Origin of the sequence: Nonomuraea sp. LPB2021202275-12-8, assembly GCF_037044575.1 — a bacterium.
Taxonomy (GTDB): Bacteria; Actinomycetota; Actinomycetes; order Streptosporangiales; family Streptosporangiaceae; genus Nonomuraea.
Genome location: NZ_JBAHWD010000026.1, coordinates 109458 through 127411, shown reverse-complemented (window position 1 = coordinate 127411; position 17954 = coordinate 109458). Strand labels below are relative to the sequence as shown.

At 70.9% G+C, this 17954-nt stretch carries 15 protein-coding genes; 11 read left to right on the top strand and 4 right to left on the bottom strand.

Going from position 1 to position 17954, the window contains the following annotated elements; genetic code table 11:
• The first annotated feature begins 33 nt into the window (after positions 1-33).
• The 3 genes from V5E28_RS35135 (at position 34) to V5E28_RS35125 (ending at position 2570) form a co-directional block, all read left to right on the top strand.
• A complete protein-coding gene (locus V5E28_RS35135; protein WP_336213476.1) occupies positions 34-567 on the top strand; it encodes a SigE family RNA polymerase sigma factor in 534 nt (177 codons plus the stop codon).
• Entirely contained in the window at positions 564-1760 is a 1197-nt protein-coding gene (locus V5E28_RS35130) for a hypothetical protein (protein ID WP_336213474.1), read from the top strand. The genes V5E28_RS35135 and V5E28_RS35130 overlap by 4 nt, the downstream gene beginning before the upstream one ends.
• Before the next feature lie 375 nt (positions 1761-2135).
• A complete protein-coding gene (locus tag V5E28_RS35125) occupies positions 2136-2570 on the top strand; it encodes a VOC family protein (protein WP_336213472.1) in 435 nt (144 codons plus the stop codon).
• Here V5E28_RS35125 and V5E28_RS35120 read toward each other — a convergent pair.
• Entirely contained in the window at positions 2492-3499 is a 1008-nt protein-coding gene (locus tag V5E28_RS35120) for a LysR family transcriptional regulator (protein ID WP_336213471.1), read from the bottom strand. The two genes, V5E28_RS35125 and V5E28_RS35120, sit on opposite strands and share 79 nt — an antisense overlap.
• Before the next feature lie 108 nt (positions 3500-3607).
• Between V5E28_RS35120 and V5E28_RS35115 the strand changes: the two genes are divergently transcribed.
• Positions 3608-4465 carry an isocitrate lyase/PEP mutase family protein gene (locus V5E28_RS35115; protein ID WP_336213469.1) on the top strand — a complete coding sequence of 286 codons (858 nt, stop codon included), beginning with the start codon at positions 3608-3610 and terminating at the stop codon, positions 4463-4465.
• Between the two features lie 249 nt (positions 4466-4714).
• Complete coding sequence (locus V5E28_RS35110; RefSeq protein WP_336213468.1) at positions 4715-5182, top strand: VOC family protein; 468 nt, start codon at positions 4715-4717, stop codon at positions 5180-5182.
• A gap of 8 nt (positions 5183-5190) precedes the next feature.
• Here V5E28_RS35110 and V5E28_RS35105 read toward each other — a convergent pair whose 3' ends face one another.
• From V5E28_RS35105 to V5E28_RS35095, 3 genes are all read right to left on the bottom strand, one after another.
• The gene (locus V5E28_RS35105) at positions 5191-5523 is read right to left on the bottom strand and encodes a putative quinol monooxygenase (protein ID WP_336213467.1); all 333 of its coding nucleotides are present in this window, start codon (positions 5521-5523) and stop codon (positions 5191-5193) included.
• Positions 5524-5926: 403 nt separating this feature from the next.
• Positions 5927-8872 carry a DUF6351 family protein gene (locus tag V5E28_RS35100; protein ID WP_336213465.1) on the bottom strand — a complete coding sequence of 982 codons (2946 nt, stop codon included), beginning with the start codon at positions 8870-8872 and terminating at the stop codon, positions 5927-5929.
• Between the two features lie 100 nt (positions 8873-8972).
• Positions 8973-10352 (bottom strand): hypothetical protein, encoded by a 1380-nt coding sequence (locus V5E28_RS35095; protein WP_336213463.1) that lies wholly within the window; start codon positions 10350-10352, stop codon positions 8973-8975.
• Positions 10353-10614: 262 nt separating this feature from the next.
• Between V5E28_RS35095 and V5E28_RS35090 the strand changes: the two genes are divergently transcribed.
• The 6 genes from V5E28_RS35090 to V5E28_RS35065 are packed head-to-tail and all read left to right on the top strand — an operon-like array spanning position 10615 to position 17949.
• Complete coding sequence (locus V5E28_RS35090) at positions 10615-11928, top strand: ABC transporter substrate-binding protein (RefSeq protein WP_336213461.1); 1314 nt, start codon at positions 10615-10617, stop codon at positions 11926-11928.
• Between the two features lie 30 nt (positions 11929-11958).
• Positions 11959-12906: a carbohydrate ABC transporter permease gene (locus tag V5E28_RS35085; protein ID WP_336213460.1), complete on the top strand. Its 948-nt coding sequence runs from the start codon at positions 11959-11961 to the stop codon at positions 12904-12906.
• Positions 12903-13796: a carbohydrate ABC transporter permease gene (locus tag V5E28_RS35080; RefSeq protein ID WP_336213458.1), complete on the top strand. Its 894-nt coding sequence runs from the start codon at positions 12903-12905 to the stop codon at positions 13794-13796. Before V5E28_RS35085 ends, V5E28_RS35080 begins: the two co-directional genes overlap by 4 nt.
• Positions 13793-15286, top strand: a complete 1494-nt coding sequence (locus V5E28_RS35075) for a DUF4127 family protein (protein ID WP_336213457.1) — start codon at positions 13793-13795, stop codon at positions 15284-15286. Before V5E28_RS35080 ends, V5E28_RS35075 begins: the two co-directional genes overlap by 4 nt.
• Positions 15283-16338: a LacI family DNA-binding transcriptional regulator gene (locus V5E28_RS35070; protein WP_336213455.1), complete on the top strand. Its 1056-nt coding sequence runs from the start codon at positions 15283-15285 to the stop codon at positions 16336-16338. Before V5E28_RS35075 ends, V5E28_RS35070 begins: the two co-directional genes overlap by 4 nt.
• Positions 16339-17949, top strand: coding sequence for an FAD-dependent oxidoreductase (locus tag V5E28_RS35065; protein WP_336213453.1), 1611 nt, complete (start codon positions 16339-16341; stop codon positions 17947-17949). It begins immediately after the preceding gene.
• The last annotated feature ends 5 nt before the right edge of the window (positions 17950-17954 follow it).

Genomic DNA, 17954 nt, shown 5'->3' with positions numbered 1-17954 from the left:
TAGCGGAGGCCGTCGCGGGCGTCTGGAAGGGTGATGTCAATCATTCTGGAGGTGGTCGTGGACGCCGCGGACGAGCAGCGTTTCCGCGAGTTCGTCTCTGCGCGCTCTCCCGCCCTGATGCGGCTCGGCTTCCTGCTCACCGGTGGTGACCAGCACGCGGCCGAGGACCTGGTGCAGACCGCGCTGGCGAAGCTGGTGACCAGGTGGCGGCGGGTGGAGGCGCCGGAGGCGTACGCGAAGCAGGTCATGTACCGGCACCAGGTGAGCCGGTGGCGCGCGAGCGGGCGGCGCGGCGAGGTGGTGCAGGCGAGCCCGCCCGAGCTGGAGGACCGGGACCTCCACCACCAGAGCGAGCTGCGCATGGTGTTGCGGTCCGCCCTGTCCAGGCTCACCCCCCGGCAGCGCGCGGTGCTGGTGCTGCGGTATTTCGAGGACCTGCCCGAGCAGGAGATCGCCCGGGTGCTGGGCTGCTCCGTCGGCACGGTCAGGAGCACCGCGCACAGGTCGCTGGCCCGCCTGCGCACGATCGCCCCCGAGCTGGCCCAGGTCATGGAGGTGACCAGATGACCCGACTACTACGCGACACGCTGGAGGACTGGGCCGGTGAGGCCACGGTGCCCCACGACCTGGCCGACCGGGCGCTACGGAGGCGCGCCTGGAAGCCCGCCGGCGCGGCGGCGCTCGTGATGGCGATGGTGGCGGGGGTCGCCCTGTTCGTCTCCGTCCAGCGCCAGCCCGAGCCCGTCGTCCGCCCGGCCACCGGTGTGACGATGCCGGCCCGGCCGTCACCCGCCCCGACGGACGTACGGACCGACACGGAGAACAGTCCACCGGCCCGGCTGATCGCTGCGGGCGGCATGGCGGTGTCCGCCTACTACACGATCCTGCGGGAGGTGGTCTCGGCGGACCAGGAGCAGGTCCGGCGGACGTGGTCCCTGTACGACCCGCGCACCGGCGGGTACGAGCAGACCCCGTACGCCTGGGTGGACGTCGCCCCGGGACTGCAGGTCGCGGCCGTGCTCGACGGCGACCTGCTCAGCCGGCGGCTGGGTGTGCTCGACATGAACACCCGCGAGGTCCTGAACTGGATCGACCTGGAGCATCAGGTGGCGTCCGTCGCCTGGTCCCCGGACGGCAGGCGGATCCTGGCCACCGCATACTCCAGCTACCCCGACGTCCTGCGGGGCAGGGGAGACCAGGCGGGCCCGGCCGGCGAGAGCCCGCGTACCGGCTACTACGTCGTGGACGTCGAGGCCGGCACGGCGGACTACCACGAGCTGCCGCCGCTGCCCGGCCACCTGAGCAACAAGCGGATCGCCAACGGGAACGGCCGTCAGGACCTCGGCTGGAGCGTGGACGGCACGATGATCTGGGCGCCCACGTCGACCATGCCTGACAGGCTCTTCTACAGCCTCGACGGCGAGCCACGGGAGGCGCCCGAGGGGCAGCGGTACCGCACGCAGTCGGGCCTGTCGGCGATCTCGCCCGACGGCCGCCTGGCGCTCGGGCCGGACGGGCTTCCGACGGAGATCACCGAGGTCGGGACCGGCAAGGTCGTGGGCCGCCAGAGGGTGCTGCAACTGCACGCCTGGGCGGACGACGACGACGTCATCGCGCTCGGCTGCGCGGGCACGTGCGAGAACGAGTTCGACAACGGGCTGGTGCTCGTCAGCGTGGACGGCACGAAGATGACCCAGCTCGCCGCCAACCGCGACAGCAACAAGAGCGGTGCCTGGCGCTGGGTCCTCACCCCCAGGTGAGGCTCGCGGCGGGGCGTCAGTGACAACGAAGATCCCAGCCGGGGTCATGGAGGGTGTCCTGCGCCTCGACGATGATCAACTTGTCGTCGAAGCTCAAGGGGAAGGGCGGGGTTTCCGAAGGCGTCCAGACGACGACGGAGACTCCGCCGCCTTCGATGCCCGATCTCGCGGCCTCGTAGTGACGTGCGACTTCGTCCGCTGACAGCTTCGTCCGCAGGTTGAACCTGAGTCGGTATTTACTCGCACCCTCGACGGTGACGGGACGTCGTGGAGGTCATCGTCCCGCAGGGTGTTCGGCATGGTCTCCATGGTCGGGCCACATGCGTCCGATGATCAAGAGGTTCAGCGGGGCGGGGGGCCCGGGAGAATCGTCGCATGACAACCAGTGGGACCACCGGGATGCTGCACCACGTCGAGATCTGGGTGCCTGACCTGCCGCGTGCCGTCGTCGGCTGGCAGTGGCTGCTGGAGGCGCTCGGCTACATCCTGTTCCAGGACTGGAGCGACGGGCGCAGCTGGCGTCTCGGGGCGACCTATCTGGTCCTGGAGCGGTCCGCCGCGCTCAGCGCCGACCGGCACGATCGCCGCCGTCCGGGGCTGAACCACCTGGCCTTCCACGTGGAAGGCCGGGCCCTGGTCGATGCCCTGGCCGAGCAGGCGCCCGCGTATGGCTGGACGCTGATGTTCCCCGATCGTCACCCCTACGCCGGCGGCGAGCGGCACTACGCCGCCTACCTGGAGGACGCGGATGGGTTCGAGGTCGAGCTCGTCGCCACCGACGTCTCCCACCGGCCTGCCGGAGAGGCGTGAGCGGACACAGGCTGCCGGCGGCCCCAGGCCCCCGCAGGCGCCGGGTTCAGGGCGGTGGCCACCAGGCAGTCCACCAGGTGTGCCACCGGCGCGCTGGGTTCTCCCCGGGTGGCCGTCCACATCCGGCGCGGCGGTGGCGCTGGGCGCAGGGGCCGGATCACGACGTCCGCCGGCGGGCCGGCCAGCGCGGAGAGCGGTACGAGCGCGACGCCGTGCCCGGCCGCGACCATCGCCAGCGTTGTCGGGTAGCGGTTGGAGTCCAGCGCGACCACCGGGGTGAAGCCGGCGACTCCGCAGATGGCGCGCAGTGACTCCGCGCAGGCGAACGAGGTGCCGCTGATCCACGGCTCTTCGGCCAGTGCGGCGAGGTCGACGACGGGGGGCGCGGCGAACGGGTGGCCGGCGGGGAGGACGAGCAGCAGCGGGTCGTCCGGCAGCGGCTGCGCGGACAGGGCGTGGAGGTCGATGGGGTGGGCGGCGTAGTCGTAGGTGAGCGCGAGGTCCGCCTTGCCCTGCCGGGCCAGCTCAAGGGCCTGGTCGGCGTCGCATTCGATGAACTCGAACGGCAGCGCGGGATGGCGGCGGCGCCACAGCGCGGCCGCCGGAGGCAGCAGGTGACCACACGCCGTGGGAAACGCCGCCACCCGCACCGGCGCGAGGTCGCCGGAGCGGAGCTGGTCGAGCTCGCGCCGTGCGTCGTCGCATGACGCCAGGATCCGCAGCGCGTGCCGGAGGACGATCTCGCCTTCGGGGGTCAGCCGGGCACCGAGGGTGCTGCGCTCGACCAGGCGGGCGCCGAGTTCGCGTTCGAGCGCGCTGACGTGCTGGGAGACAGCGGGCTGCGACATGGTGAGCGCGCCGCCGGCCGCTGTGAACGAGCCATGCTGGGCGACCGCACGAAGCACCCTCAGGCGCTGAAGGCTCTCCACGCCGCGACCATAGCCGCCGCTTATGGGGACAGCAACAGATCAGGGGTTCTGGTCTATGACGCCGGGTCGTACGGTTCCTGGAGCCGGGACCGTACGAGAAGGGGCCACGTGGACACCGACAGGCGGGAACGAGCCGAACACTTCGCCGAGCTGCACCGGGAGGGCTGCTTCCTGCTGCCCAACGCGTGGGACGTGGGCAGCGCCCGGATCCTGGAGTCGGCCGGCTTCCCGGCCGTCGCGACCACGAGCGCGGGCGTCGCCTTCTCACTCGGGCGCCCGGACCACGACTACTTCGCCGAGCAGCCATCGGATGGCCGGATCGACCGCGACACGATGATGCGCCGGGTCGGGGAGATCGTCGCCGGGGTGGCGGTGCCGGTGAGCGCGGACCTCGAGGAGGGCTACGGCGAGGCGCCTGAGGTCGTGGCGACCACGATCTCGATGGCCGTCGCGGCCGGAGCCGCCGGCGGCAACATCGAGGACTTCACAGGCGACCGTGACCGGCCGCTGTACGACGCGGCGCTCGCGGCTGACCGCATCCAGGCCGCCCGGAGCGCCGTCGACGCGGGCGGGGAGCCGTTCGTCCTCGTCGGACGGACCGACGCGCTGCTGGTCGACGGCTCGCTGGACGAGTGTGTACGGCGCGCCAACGCGTATCTGGCCGCCGGAGCGGACTGCGCCTTCGTCCCGGGCGCCACTGACGCCGCCACCATCGGCACGCTGGTCCGCGAACTCGGCGGTCCGCTCAACGTGGTCATGGGGCTCTCCGGCGACGCGCTGCCGCTGGACGATCTGCGCGCCCTCGGGGTCCGGCGGGTCACGGTCGGCGGCAGCATCGCCCGCGCGACGTATCGCCACCTGCTCCGCGCGGCCCGGGAGCTGGCGGAGCAGGGCACGTTCTCGTACGCGGACGGTCAGCTCTCCCAGACGGACCTCAACGACCTCTTCCGGCAGACCGGGAAATGACCCGAGCGGCCACGCGACGCGGCACGCCCACTCCTATTCGCCGTGCTTCTTCGCGTAGAGGGTGATCAACGTGTCGGTGCCGACCCTGCGGCCACCGGCGGGGGACTGCTTGGTGACGACGTGACGATTTGTTGGCGCACAGTGGCGTTGTGCCGCCGCGAAAAAAGTTTCAGCCCGGATGTCGATCCGGCCGTCGGCCGTTCGACGCGTCTGTGAAGAACGGGTTCGAGACGCGAAAAGGACATCACCATGCAGAAGATCACGACCTACCTGTGGTTCGACAAGCAGGCCGAAGAGGCCGCCACCTTCTACACCTCCCTGTTCGCCGACTCCCGGATCCTCGACGTCCAGCGTCATGGCGAGGGCGGTCCCGGTCCGGTGGGCTCGGCCATGATCGTGACGTTCGAGCTGGCCGGGCAGCGGTACATCGCGCTGAACGGCGGCCCCGAGTTCAGGTTCACCGAGGCGATCTCCCTGTTTGTGGACTGCGAGACGCAGGAGGAGGTCGACGAGCTGTGGGCCAAGCTCACCGACGGCGGCGAGGAGGGCCGGTGCGGCTGGCTGAAGGACAGGTACGGGCTGTCCTGGCAGATCATCCCCAAGGCGCTGCCTGAGCTGCTGTCGAAGTCCGACCCCGCCGTGGCGGGGCGGGTCATGCAGGCCATGTTGGGCATGAAGAAGATCGACGTCCAGGGGCTCCTGGACGCCGCTTCGTAAACCCGCGCTCACCTCCGTTCGGGGACGGCCATCTCGCCGAGGAGGGACCAGTCGTCCTGCGGGATCGTCGCGTTGACGATCCTCGGCGTCTCGGCGAGATGGCGAGGCAGGGTTTGCTGCGCGGTGCGGAAGTGCTCGGACTGGACGTGGGCCGCGCCGGCGTCACCGTCCCGGAAGGCCTCGACCAGCACGTACTCGGCCGGGTCCTCGACGCTGCGGGACCAGTCGAACCACAGGCAGCCGGGCTCGCCGCGGGTCGCCTGGGTGAATTCGGCGGTGATCTCGGGGAACCGGTCGGCGTACTCCGGCAGCACGCGGAACTTCGCGGTGATGAAGATCATCGGACCTCTTTCGTCTCGGTCGTAGCATCGGCGACACCGATGCTATGACCGTCCCCCGGCTCTGGCGGGCGGACGGGCCGTGGCGGACGAGCACCAAGCTCGGAGTCCGCCAGGCGGCGGGCTTGGAGGAGGCGCAGCGGCACCCGCTCGGGGGTGAGGCTGTCGGGTTCCCGATCGCTCCCGAGGACGCGGTCGCGCCCGTCCGCCCGAAATCGCCTCGGCGTTCCATCCAGTTCCCGATCGCCCCGGCGCGGCGCGCCCTCCGCTCCCCAGAACGAGCGAGTGGCGGAGCACCGATGTGCTCCGCCACTCGCCCTGCCAGATGACCTGGCCCTATGAGCACCATGCAGACCTATATGGGCCTAAATAGGCCTGTGTGGGCCTTGCCTGGCCGCCGGAACCGTCAGAAACGCTGCCAGGTGTTCTTCGTGCGCTGCTGGGACACCCCGGGCTTGGAGTAGTCGCACACCCCCTGAGGGAAGATCGTCCGCAGCCGCTCCCACTGCTCGTCGGTCCACCGCGCCGCGTAACCGTCGCGCGTCGGCTGGGTCAGCCGACACGTGATGATGTCGGCGGTGACGTCCTCTCCCGCCACCTCCCGGGGGAAGGACGCGGTCGGGTACAGCCGCTCGCACTCGCTCGCCGGATCGCGCTCGAGCGTCTCGGCCACGAACCGCGGCTTCTCGTCGCGGGTGTTGCAGCCCTCGACCAGGGTGTTCGGCCGCGCGGTGGTGATCCGCTCGATCGGCTTGCCGCCGGGGCGGACGCCGGCGAGGTTCGTCAGCCAGTGGTCCATCTGGGTCACCGCATGCCGCACCAGCGAGCTCTCGGTGCTGAACAGCCCGTATCGGGCGTCCTCCAGCAGGCTGACGTGGTTGGCCGCGGTGCCGTTGGCCTCCTTCAGCCGTTCCCGCATGGAGAAGGTGTGGTAGCGGACGTGGATGTCGCCCCAGGACACGTCGTCCCAGTACGAGCGGTAGTCGATGATCGGCGTCCGGGCCAGCCCGCGACCGCCGCTGGTCACCCGCCCGGTGTGGTAGGCGATCTTGGTCGCCTTCGGGTCGGCCTCGGTCCGCCGCGGCACGACGTTCGCGTCGGCGTCGAGGCCGCCGATGTGCTCGTTGAGGTCGAGGAACTGCTCCGGCGTGATGTCGCCGTCGTTCAGGGCGCCGAGCCCGTACTGGATGCCGACGTTGTCCAGCGGCCTGCGGGCGAAGCCGGTGGCCGGGTCAGCGCCGTAGATGTTGATCATGTGGTCGTAGACGCCGCAGCGGACGCCGGTCGGGTTGGAGATCGGGTTGTAGCGCTGCTGCTCGGGGACGATGTCGCAGTCCAGCCGCGGGTCGATCCGGTTGGCGCCCCGCGACATGGCGGACACCATGGCCGCGGTCGCGAAGCCGGAGGCCCGGCGCTTCTGCTCGTCCGTCCACGGAACCGTCGTGCCGGAGGTGAAGTAGGTGTCGAGCAGCCGCGCGTCGGTGAGGAAGTTGACCGTGCCGATGCCGACCTCGGGGAACGAGCAGCCGACGACGATGCCGTCGAAGATGCCCGGGTAGTTGTCGGCGATCTGGTGGGCCTGGTACGACCCACCCGAGCAGCCGTAGCCGATCGTGTGCTCGACCGGCCCGTGCCTCTCGACGAACAGCTCCTTCGTCATCATCGCCGACTCGGCCGCCGTGACGTCGTTGCAGTTGCTGCCGAAGACGTTCAGCGAGGACGACATCAGCGCGAACCCGCGGCCGAGCATGAACTCGTCGGTGACGGTGCCGGTGCCGCTGCCCGACCGGTACCACCCGCCCGCGCAGCCGCCGCCGAGGGTGAACACGGCCCGGCCGTTCCAGCCGGCGGGACGCACCGTGGGGGACGGCGGGGGCTCGGCCAGCGGGTCGTGCAGCATGCTCATCTGGACCACCGCGCGGTTGGCGGTGGCCGTCTCCATCCGGACGATGAACTTGGCCGAGACGCCGAGCGAGTTCGTCGTGGTGGCCAGGTCGGCGGGATAGGCGGTGGCGCCCGTCGGCCAGCGCTTGTACGCGTCGGCGGTGGTCCGGTAGAAGTAGTCGACCCGGTTGGCGATCGTGCAGTTCGCGTCGAGCGGCTCGCCGAGCCTGCCGCCGATCACCGGGATCGCGAACCCCGCGGTCTCGCAGGCGAACGGCTGCTCGTGCGGGCCGGAGAACACCGGGCCCTGCGCGGGGTGGTTGACCAGCGTGATCGAGGCGCGCGGCCGGTTGGGCGCCTGCGCGGTGACCTCGACCGTGTTCTTGCCCTCACGCAGCCCGGTCACCAGCCCGACGAGTTCGCCGGTGCCCGGCCCGGTCTGGAAGGCCGGCGTGACGTCGGTCTGGCCGTTCAACGTCACCTGGAGACTCTCGCGCGGTACGGCGCGGGGCAGCTCGATCCGGAGCAGCGAGTCGCCGCCGGTCGCCATGTCGGCCCGGCCGGAGATCGCGGAGATCCGGAGCTCGTCCGGCCCCGACTCGTCCGGCTTGGCGGTCACGGTGACCGTGACGGTCGCGGTGGAGCGCTCGGCGTCGTCGCCTACCCCGTAGGTGAACGTGTCGACGCCGACGTACCCGCGGTCGGGGGTGTAGCGGAACGACCCGTCCGCGGACGTCGTCAGGGTGCCGTGGGCCGGCTCGGACCACGCCGCCACCGCGGGCGTGACGTCGTCGGGGAAGCTGTCGTTGCCGAGCACGCCGGGCGCGTCGGCCACCAGCTCGGTCCCCTCCGCGACGGTGCGGAAGTCGTCGGCGGCGGTGGGGTGCGGCGTGGGCGGTCCCTCACCGGGCGCCCGGACGACCACCTCGTACAGGCGGGCGGCGTTCGTGCTGTGCCGCGACTTCTTGGTGATCACCAGGCGGAGCGTGTCGGTCACGAGGTCGGTGCTGAACGTGACCACCGGCTTGGTGTTGTCCACCTCGGTTCCGACGGTCACCCAGCCGTCATCGGTCTGGGCTTCGACGGTGAAGTCCACCAGGACCGTGTCGGCGAAGGGGTTGGGCCAGCCGGAACCGCTGTAGATCCCGACCGTGCCGACCCGGGTCCTGGCCGGGAACTTGATCGTCAGCGTGGGGGTGGCTTCGCTCGCCGACGACATCCAGCGGGAGGACTCCGCGCACAGGCCGTCGACGGCGTTCTTCGCGCCGTAACTGGAGCTGAAGGTCGAGGACGCCGTGACGGTAGCCCCCATCGCCCGATGGCCGGTGCACTCGATGTCCGGTGCCTGGGCGGAGTTCTGCGTGGTGGTCTCGGCCGACAGCGGCGCGGCAGACAGATGGCCCGCGGCCAGCAGGGCGGTGGTCAGCAGCGCGATGACCGAGGACCTCAGGTGCATCCTCGCGGACACGACGTCTCCTCGTCTGGGGTGGGGGGTGGGGGGTGGGGGGTGGGGGGCCGGATGGGCGGCGCCGGCCCGCCGACCGCGTGGTCGGCGGGCCGGCGATCGCTCAGGGGCCGTCGGGGTAGACGAGGTGGACCCGGATGTTGGTCCAGTTCTGCGGGCAGTTCGCCGCCTGGCAGGTGCTGGGGTCGTGCACGCCGGTGAACTCCGGGCTCAGCTGCCAGGTCTTGCCGTAGTCGTAGGAGACCTCGAAGTAGGTGGACCCGTCGAGGTCGGCCGGGTCGAACGTGGTCCGGGCGTACATGCCGAACACCGGCGCGATCGCCTCCCAGCCGGGGTTGAACGAGGTCTTGCCGTCGATGATGTACCGCTCGTCGGTCAGCCGCTTCGAGTCGGCGCCGACCGGGCCGACGATGAGCCACTGGGGCCGGCCCATGAACGAGTTCTGGTTGAGCTCGTTGCTGAGGAACTTCACGTGGTTCGCGGGGACGATCTGGAAGCCGCCGCGGACGTTCTCGTCCCAGCTGAACCCGTCGAACGGCGAGGTCGAGAAGGTCATCGCGCCGGGGTGGTTGGTGTCCATCTGGCCGATGTGGGCGAACTCCGTGCCACCGAAGCGCCCGGTGCCCTGGACCCGCTGGACGACGTCGGCGACCCGGCGCTTCTCACCCCGGGCGTAGCCGACGTAGATCCCGCCGTTCCGCTTATGCGCCTTCCCCGCGACCGTGTCGCCCGCGGCCCAGTTCTCGAACTCGAGGTAGGTCGGCGAGGCGTTGCGCACCAGGGGCTGGTATGCGGTGAAGCGCAGCTTCCGCGGGGGAGCCGCGTCCGGGTTGGCGCGGAAGTGCTCGGCGATGGGGAGCCAGGCCTGCTTCGCCTCGTCGAAGTAGGACAGCGGTGCGCCGGTGGGCAGCGAGCTCTTCCCGCCGAAGATCCCCGAGCCGCCCGGGATGTCGGTGTAGATGGTGTCGGCCAGCCAGTTGCCCCAGTCTGCGCCGATGAACCGGTCGGGGCGGATGTTGAGCAGGCTGGTGGTCCAGTCGCGCTCGCCGGTGGCCGGGTCGAAGTTCTCGTAGCGCAGCGGGTCGTAGCTCTCCTCCGGCCAGACCTTGGAGCGCAGCACGTAGACCGACGTGGCGAGCAGGTGTCCCGCGGTGCCGTCGACGGCGCGCGAGTACTTCGACGCCCAGAAACCGTCGTTGGCCTTGACGGTGGCGGTCGCCGGCCGCTGCACGTGTCCGAGCACCGTCCGCGTGCCGTCCAGCGCGACGTGCTCGATGGCGCCGCCGGTGGAGTTGTCGATCTCGACGTGGAACTGCGCGACGAAGCGCGGATGGTTCTCCGGCCTGGCGTGCGGGGGGATCGGCGTTCCAACCATGTTGCTGATGCCCACGGGGACGCCGCCGTGGTGGGGCGGGTTGTGCCCGAGGGACGTCGCGCCGGCCGCGGTGGCGGGGGCGAGCAGTGCCACCGCCGCGAGGCTCACCCACCACAGCTGGGCGCTGCGGCGTCGGCGGTTTGTCCTGATATGGGGAGTGGCGTGCGTTTTGTCCGAGCGAGCTGCTCGGCGAGCGGGAACCATGGGATGGTCCCTCCTCTTCTGATGTTGCGCATTATCACGGCTGCAAGCCGGGCCAGTGTTTCGACCTGATCGTTCACCTGTCAAGATCTGGTCTTGACCGATAATGCGCATCACCATCATGATGATGCGCATTATCGAGCTGGGTGCAGCCCCAGAGGAGGTACGAATGATCACAAAATCGCGTGGCGCATCGCGCCTGGCGGCCGGTCTCATCGCGGTGATGGTTCTGAGCGGATGCGGCGGCGGCACCGCCGCCGGCAGCGGTGGCTCCGGCGATGACGCGAGCACTCTGCGGGTCTGGTTCCCCGGCAATCTCGCCGAGGAGGTCTCCTGGGTGAACGAGAAACTGGTCCCCGCGTTCGAGGCGGAGCACAAGGTCGACGTCCAGGTCGAGTTCGTCGACTGGGCCAACCTGGCCACGCGGCTGTCGACCGCCTTCGCCGGCGGTACCGCGCCTGACGTCTTCGGGCACGGCAACGCCGCGGCGGCCGGATACGCCGCCAACAGCCGCGTGATCGCGCTGGACGACTACCTCGCCAAGATGCCCGCCGCGGACGTGGCGGACCTGACGTTCCTCGAGCAGGGCAAGGTGGGCGGCAAGCAGATCATCATGCCGCTGCGCGGCTTTGGCCACCTGCTCGCCTACCGCACCGACCTGTTCCAGGAGGCGGGCCTCGACCCGGCCTCCCCGCCCGCGACGTGGCAGGACCTGCGCACGGCGGCGGACCGGCTTGTCGTCCGCGACGGCGACTCCATCACCCGCTCCGGCGTGATCTTCCCCGCCGACGACCCGACGAGCATGTCGCAGGCGTTCGGCAGCTTCCTGTTCCAGGCCGGAGGGACCTTCGTCGACGAGAGCGGCACGACGATCACCTGGAACTCCGAGGCGGGCAAGCGCGCGCTCGGGTCCCTCGCCGACTTCTACAACGGCCCCAAGGCGGTGGCCACCGGCCTGGGCGAGGCGACGAGCGGGGCGGGGGCGCAGCACCCGCTGGTCACCGGACGTGCGGCCATGGCCGTGATCGACGAGGCGACGCTCAAGAGCATCCACGAGCAGTCTCCCGACGTCGCCGCGAAGATCAAGCTGGCCCCGCCGCTGAAGGACACCACCGCGGCGTCGTTCGGCGGAGCCGGCAACGGACTGTTCATCAGCGCCGACTCCGGCCACAAGGACCAAGCGTGGGAGTTCATCGAGTTCCTGCTCAAGCCGGCGAACGCCAAGGCGTACGTCCAGGCCGTCGGCGGCATCCCGGCGCGCACCTCCCTGGCCGCCGACCCCGAGCTCTCCGCCCAGCCGTACATCAAGCCCTACATGGACGCCGCCGCCCAGTTCCGCGGGAACCCCAACGTCGAGACGTGGACGCAGCAGCGCGAGGTGCTGGCCAAGGAGATCGAGGCCGTGCTGCGCGGCAAGGCGTCCGCCGGCGAGGCGCTCGACCGCGCGGCGTCGGAGGCCGCAGGCCTGGCGAAGCAGAACTGATCGGCCGACTCGAACGGATGAAGCCACATCATGATCACTGAGACCCGGCCGCCGGGACCGTCCCCCAGGCCCGATCCCGTGGCGGTACGCCGGCCGAGGCGGAGCCCGCTCCACTCGGCCCAGCGCAGAGCGGGCTGGATCCTGGTCCTGCCCGCCGCCCTCGCGCTGTCGCTGGTCACGATCGTCCCGATCGGGTACGGCTTCTACCTGAGCCTGACCTCGTACAACCCCGTCGAACGCGGCGGGCCCAGGTTTCACGGCCTGGACGGCTACCTCGCCGTGCTCCAGTCCGGCGAGTTCTGGCACGCCATCTGGATCACCGTCCAGTACTCCTTCGGCACGCTGATCCTGGCCGTGCCGGCGGCCCTCGCCCTGGCGCTCCTGGTCAACGGACGGTTTCCGGGTGTGGCCCTGTTCCGTGCGGTGCTCTACCTGCCGCGCGTGGTGCCGCTGGTGGCGGTGAGCATGATCTGGCTGTGGCTGTACTCCCACGACGGGCTGTTCAACTACCTGCTGGATCTGGTCGGGCTGCCACCGGTGGACTTCCTCACCGACGAGGACACCGCCCTGGTGTCGCTGATCGGGATGCGGGCCTGGAAGGCGCTCGGAGGCAGCATGATCATTTTCCTGGCGGGGCTCCAGGCGGTCCCGGTCTCGCTGCTGGAGGCCGCGTCCGTCGACGGCTGCGGGCGCTGGCGGACGCTGCGGCACGTGATCCTGCCGCTGCTCGTGCCGATCACGACGTACGTGGTCGTGGTCGACCTCATCTACCTGGCCCAGTCCTTCTCCGAGATCTACGTCCTGACCTCCGGAGGTCCGCTGTCCTCCACGACCGTCCTGAACATGTTGATCTACAACGAGGCCTTCGAGCACTACCGGCTCGGTAACGCGAGCGCCATGGCGTTCCTGCTGTTCTGCCTGATCTTCGGCCTCGCCTACTTCAGCATCCGCACGATGGCGAGAGGAGGCCGGCGGTGAACGTGCGAACGGCCCGAACGGCACGACCGGGTACCGGCGGGACCGGCCGGCGCAGGTCGCTCCTCGCCGGGGTGGTCACCCTGCTGGTGGCGATGCCGTTCGTCTGGATGGTGTCGCTGGCCTTCAAGTCGAAGACCGAGGTGTTCAGCTATCCGCCGAAGCTGCTGCCCGACCAGCCGACGCTGGACAACTTCGCGTACGTCTGGAACTCCACGAACATTCCCGGGGCGATGGCCAACAGCCTGATCGTGGCGACGCTCACGGTCGCGGGGAACTGCGTCGCGGCGACCGCGGCGGGCTACGCCCTGGCGCGGATCGACTTCCGCGGGTCGCGCCTGCTGTTCACCACGGTGCTGGGCAGCGCCATGGTGCCGTCCATCGTGCAGCTGATCCCGCTGTTCCTCATCGTCAAGGGCTTCCCGCTGGCCGGCGGCAACGACCTGTTCGGCCAGGGCGGCACCGGGCTGCTGGACTCGCACCTCGGGCTCGTGCTGCCGATGCTGGTGCAGCCGCTGAACATCTACCTCGCCCGGCAGTACTTCCTCGACATGCCGGGCGAGCTGGCGGAGGCGGGCCGGCTGGACGGCGCCGGAGAACTGCGCATCTTCTGGCAGATCTACATGCCGCTGGCCCGGCCGATCGTCGCCACCATCGCCATCCTCTCCTTCACCGGCGCCTGGGAGGACTTCCTGTGGCCGCTGGTGGCGGTGTCGTCGCCGCAGATGCAGACGCTGCCGCTGGCGCTCAGCTCGTTCGCGGGCAGCGGCGTGACCCAGTACGGCCCGCTGATGGCCGGTACGTTCCTCGCGATCGTCCCCGTCCTGGTGATCTTCGTCGCGGGTCAGCGGCACTTCGTGCAGGGGCTGGGAGCGGGAGGGGTGAAGGGATGAGTCACAGCGGACCGGTCGTGACGCTGCTCCCGCTCGACGACCGGCCGGTGAACACCGGCCACGTCGCCGGGCTGGCCGGCACCGCCGGAACCCGGCTGCGGCTCCCACCGGCCGGGCTCCTGCCGGCACGTGGCGTACCCGCGGACATGGACGGCACAGCCCGGTGGCTGGAGGATGCCGCCGGCGACAGCGACGCCGTCGTGGTCAGCGTCAACCAGCTCGCCCACGGCGGATTCGTCGCCTCGCGGCGCACCACCGAGCCCCTGGCCCGGACGCTGGCCCGCTTGGACGTGCTGCGCCGGATCCGGGCGGGCCGGCCGGAACTTCCCGTCCACGCCTTCGTGACACTGATGCGGACCAGGAAGTCCGACGGCGCCGGGGCCGAGCCGGAGTACTGGGACCGGCACGGCCGGCGGTTCTTCGCCCTGTCCGAGGAGCTCTACCGGGCCGAACACGGACGCCCGGACGCGGCGGCGCACGCCAGGGCGGAGATCCCCGAGCCGCTCGTCGCGGACTTCTTCACCCGGCGGATGCGCCTGCACGCCATGCAGCTGGCCTGCGTCGAGCTGGTGGCGGAGGGAGTCGTCGACACGCTGTCGATCCTGGTGGAGGACAGCACGGTCGAGAGCGTGTCCACGAGCGAGCGGGAGTGGCTGGAGGCCTGGATCGGCCGCCTCGGCCTGGGCGACCGGATCAGCTGCCTCCCGGGCGCCGACGAGGCCGGCGCCGTGCTGACCACGCGGGCCGCGCTGGAGCACGCCTGCCTGCGCCCGAAGGTGGCCGTCGCCTGCCTCGACCCGGACGCCCTCGGACGGATCGCGGCGTACGAGGACGTGCCCGTCCGCGACACGATCGTCGACCAGGTCGCCACCATCGGCGCGATCCTGGTCGAGGACGCCGCCCAGGCCGACCTGGTGCTCGCGGTGCACCCGCCGGGCCTGCCCCCGCGCGACTGGTGCTCCGGGCCGGACCAGCCGGAGCGGCCGGGCGACGACGCGGCGCGCCTCGCCGGACGGGCGCGCGACCTGCTCGACGCGGGGCGCCCGGTCGCGGTGGCGGACGTCGCCGACGCGAACGGCGCCGATCCCGCGCTGGTCATGGCGTTGCGCGAGGCCGGCCTGCTCCGGCGCCTCGCCGGGTACGCGGCGTGGAACACCGCGGGCAACACGATCGGCAGCGCGCTGGCCCAGGGGTGCAGCCGCCTGCTGGCCGCCGGCGACCGGCGACTGGCCGAGCACGCCCGCACCCTCACCCATCGTCTGCTCGACGACTGGGGGTACCAGACCGCCGCGCGGCGCCGGGTTCTCGCCGCCGGGACGGCCGTCCGGCCGGACCTGGTGGAGCGGGACCTGGGCGAGCTGCTCGCCGCTCTCGGCCCGCCGGCCGACATGTTTCGCATTGTGCCCGGCAGCGTGTGCTTCCCGTGGGATCGTCCGTTCGAGATCTCCTTTGAGTTGGAGCACCTTGAGGAAGGGAACGATCGCCGGTGAAGGATGCACCCCGCCGCAGGCCGCGCCAGTCCGACATCGCCAAGGTGGCCGGCGTCTCGCAGACCACGGTCTCCATTGTGATCAACGGCAGGGAGTCGGACACCATTCGGATCCCCCCGGAGACCAGGCAGCACGTCTTCGAGGTGGCCCGATCCCTGGGCTACGTCGTCGATCCGGTGGCGCGCAGCCTGGCCGGCGGGATGAACCGCCTGATCGGTGTCTACACGTTCGAGTCGATGTTCCCGATGGACCATCACAACTTCTACTACCCGTTCCTGGTGGGGATCGAGGCCGGGGCCGAGGCGCTCGGCTACGACATGCTGATGTTCACCAGCGCCACCGGCTCGGACGGCAGCAGGTCGATCTACCGCGACGGCGTCAACCGGCTGGGGCTCGCCGACGGGTGCGTGCTGCTCGGCAAGGAGACCAACCGGGACGACATCGTCCGGCTGCGGGACGAGGGGTTCAGGTTCGCGCTGATCGGCCGTCGTGACGTGCCCGGTCCCATCACCTACGTCACCGCGGACTACGCGACCGCGACCGGGGAGGTCGTCGACCACCTGGTGGGCCTCGGGCACGAGCGCATCGCCTACCTGACGGCGGCGGATCCGAGCGAACCGTCCGCCGACCGTGACGCCGGGTTCCGGGCCGCCCAGAGCCGGCACGGGCTCGACACCGGCGGGCTCGTCCTGTCGGTCCGCAAGGAGGAGGGACCGTCGGCGGAGGAGGTACGGCGGCTGCTGGAGGCCGGGGCCACCGCGTTCATCGCCCACGAGTCGGTGGTCGCGCTCCGGCTGCTCGACCTCCTCGGCGGGATGGGCGTCGACGTGCCCGGCGCGTGCTCGGTGGCCGCGCTCAGCGACCCGCCGGACGACGTACCGGGTCCGGAGCTCACCTGCTTCCGGATACCGGGGCGGGAAATGGGGATGCGCGCGGTCGAGCTGCTGGTCCAGCAGCTCGAGTCGGAGGAAGAGGTCGAGCCGCAGGCCGTCGCGCTGTCATGCGCCTTCGTCGCTGGACAGACCAGCGGCCCGAATCGAAAGGAATCATGAGTGACCGAGTTCCGCGCAGACGTACTGGTGGTCGGTGGGGGGTTAGGCGGTGTCGCAGCCGCGCTGGCCGCGGCCAGGAACGGCGCGCAGGTGGTGCTCACCGAGGAGACGGCCTGGCTGGGCGGGCAGCTCACGACGCAGCTCGTCCCGCCCGACGAACATCCCTGGATCGAGGCCTTCGGAAGCACCGCGAGCTACCGGCGGCTACGCGACGGCATCCGTGAGTACTACCGGAGCGGGTACCCGCTGCGGTCCGCGTCCAGGTCGCTGGCGCACCTGAACCCCGGCGCGGGCCGGGTCGGCCCGCTGTGCCACGAGCCGCGGGTGGCCCTGGCGGTGATCGAGGCCATGCTCGCTCCGTGGCAGGCGGCCGGGAAGATCACCGTGCTGCGCCGGCACGTCCCGGCGACCGCGCAGGTCGACGGCGACCACGTGACGGCGATGGGGTTCCACGACCTGGAGACGGGCGGCGACGTCACCGTCACGGCCAGGTTCGTCCTGGACGCCACGGAGACCGGGGAGGTGCTGCCGCTCACCGGCACCGAGTTCGCGACCGGCGCCGAGTCGCGGGCCGACACGGGCGAGCCGCACGCCGCGGCGACCGCGCAGCCGGACAACATGCAGGCGGTGTCGGTGTGCTTCGCGCTCTCGTACCACGCAGGGGAGAACCACACGATCGACAAACCGGACGACTACGCCGTCTGGCGAGCGCTGGCTCCCGAGTGGTGGCACGGCCCCCAGCTCGGCTGGGTCGCCCCGCACCCGCACACGCTGGAACCCCGGCGCTACGTCTTCACCCCGAACCCGGACGACGACCCCACGGGCATCATCGCCGACCAGAGCAAGGATCCGGGGTCGGACGAGCTGTGGACGTTCCGGCGGATCCTGGCCCGCAACCACTTCCGGCCGGGCGCGTTCGACAGCGACATCTCCATCGTGAACTGGCCGATGATCGACTACCTGGGCGGGCCGGTCATCGGCGGCACGGCCGAGCAGAACGCGGCCCACACCGCCGCGGCACGGGCGCAGAGCCTGAGCTTCCTCTACTGGCTGCAGTCTGAGGCGCCCCGGCCCGACGGCGGCTCCGGCTGGGCCGGCCTGCGGCTGCGTCCCGACGTCACGGGAACCGCCGACGGCCTGGCGATGCGCCCGTACATCAGGGAGTCGCGGCGGATCCGCGGGCAGTACCGGATCGTGGAGCAGGACCTCGCGGTGGCCGTACGCCCCGAGGGGGCCGTCTCCTACCACGACAGCGTCGGGGTCGGCTCGTACCGGATCGACCTGCACCCCTCGACCGGCGGGGACAACTACATCGACGTACCGGCCTGGCCGTTCCAGGTCCCGATGCGCGCGCTGGTTCCCGAGCGCGTGCGGAACGTGATCGCCGCGGGCAAGAACATCAGCACCACGCACATCACCAACGGGTGTTACCGGGTCCACCCGGTCGAGTGGACCGTGGGCGAGGCGGCTGGTCACCTGGCGTCGTTCTGCGTGGCCCGAGACACCGAGCCGCACCAGGTCACCGCGACGCCGGGCCTGCTGGCCGAGGTCCAGGAAGCGATGACCGGCCAGGGCATGGAACTGGGCTGGCCGAATGTCACCCACTACTGAGACGG

Excerpts from the sequence above, each read along its gene's own strand:
- V5E28_RS35135 (WP_336213476.1), top strand. The coding sequence starts at position 34 with ATGTCAATCATTCTGGAGGTGGTCGTGGACGCCGCGGACGAGCAGCGT.
- V5E28_RS35130 (WP_336213474.1), top strand. The coding sequence starts at position 564 with ATGACCCGACTACTACGCGACACGCTGGAGGACTGGGCCGGTGAGGCC.
- V5E28_RS35125 (WP_336213472.1), top strand. The coding sequence starts at position 2,136 with ATGACAACCAGTGGGACCACCGGGATGCTGCACCACGTCGAGATCTGG.
- V5E28_RS35110 (WP_336213468.1), top strand. The coding sequence starts at position 4,715 with ATGCAGAAGATCACGACCTACCTGTGGTTCGACAAGCAGGCCGAAGAG.
- V5E28_RS35105 (WP_336213467.1), bottom strand. The coding sequence starts at position 5,523 with ATGATCTTCATCACCGCGAAGTTCCGCGTGCTGCCGGAGTACGCCGAC.
- V5E28_RS35090 (WP_336213461.1), top strand. The coding sequence starts at position 10,615 with ATGATCACAAAATCGCGTGGCGCATCGCGCCTGGCGGCCGGTCTCATC.
- V5E28_RS35085 (WP_336213460.1), top strand. The coding sequence starts at position 11,959 with ATGATCACTGAGACCCGGCCGCCGGGACCGTCCCCCAGGCCCGATCCC.
- V5E28_RS35075 (WP_336213457.1), top strand. The coding sequence starts at position 13,793 with ATGAGTCACAGCGGACCGGTCGTGACGCTGCTCCCGCTCGACGACCGG.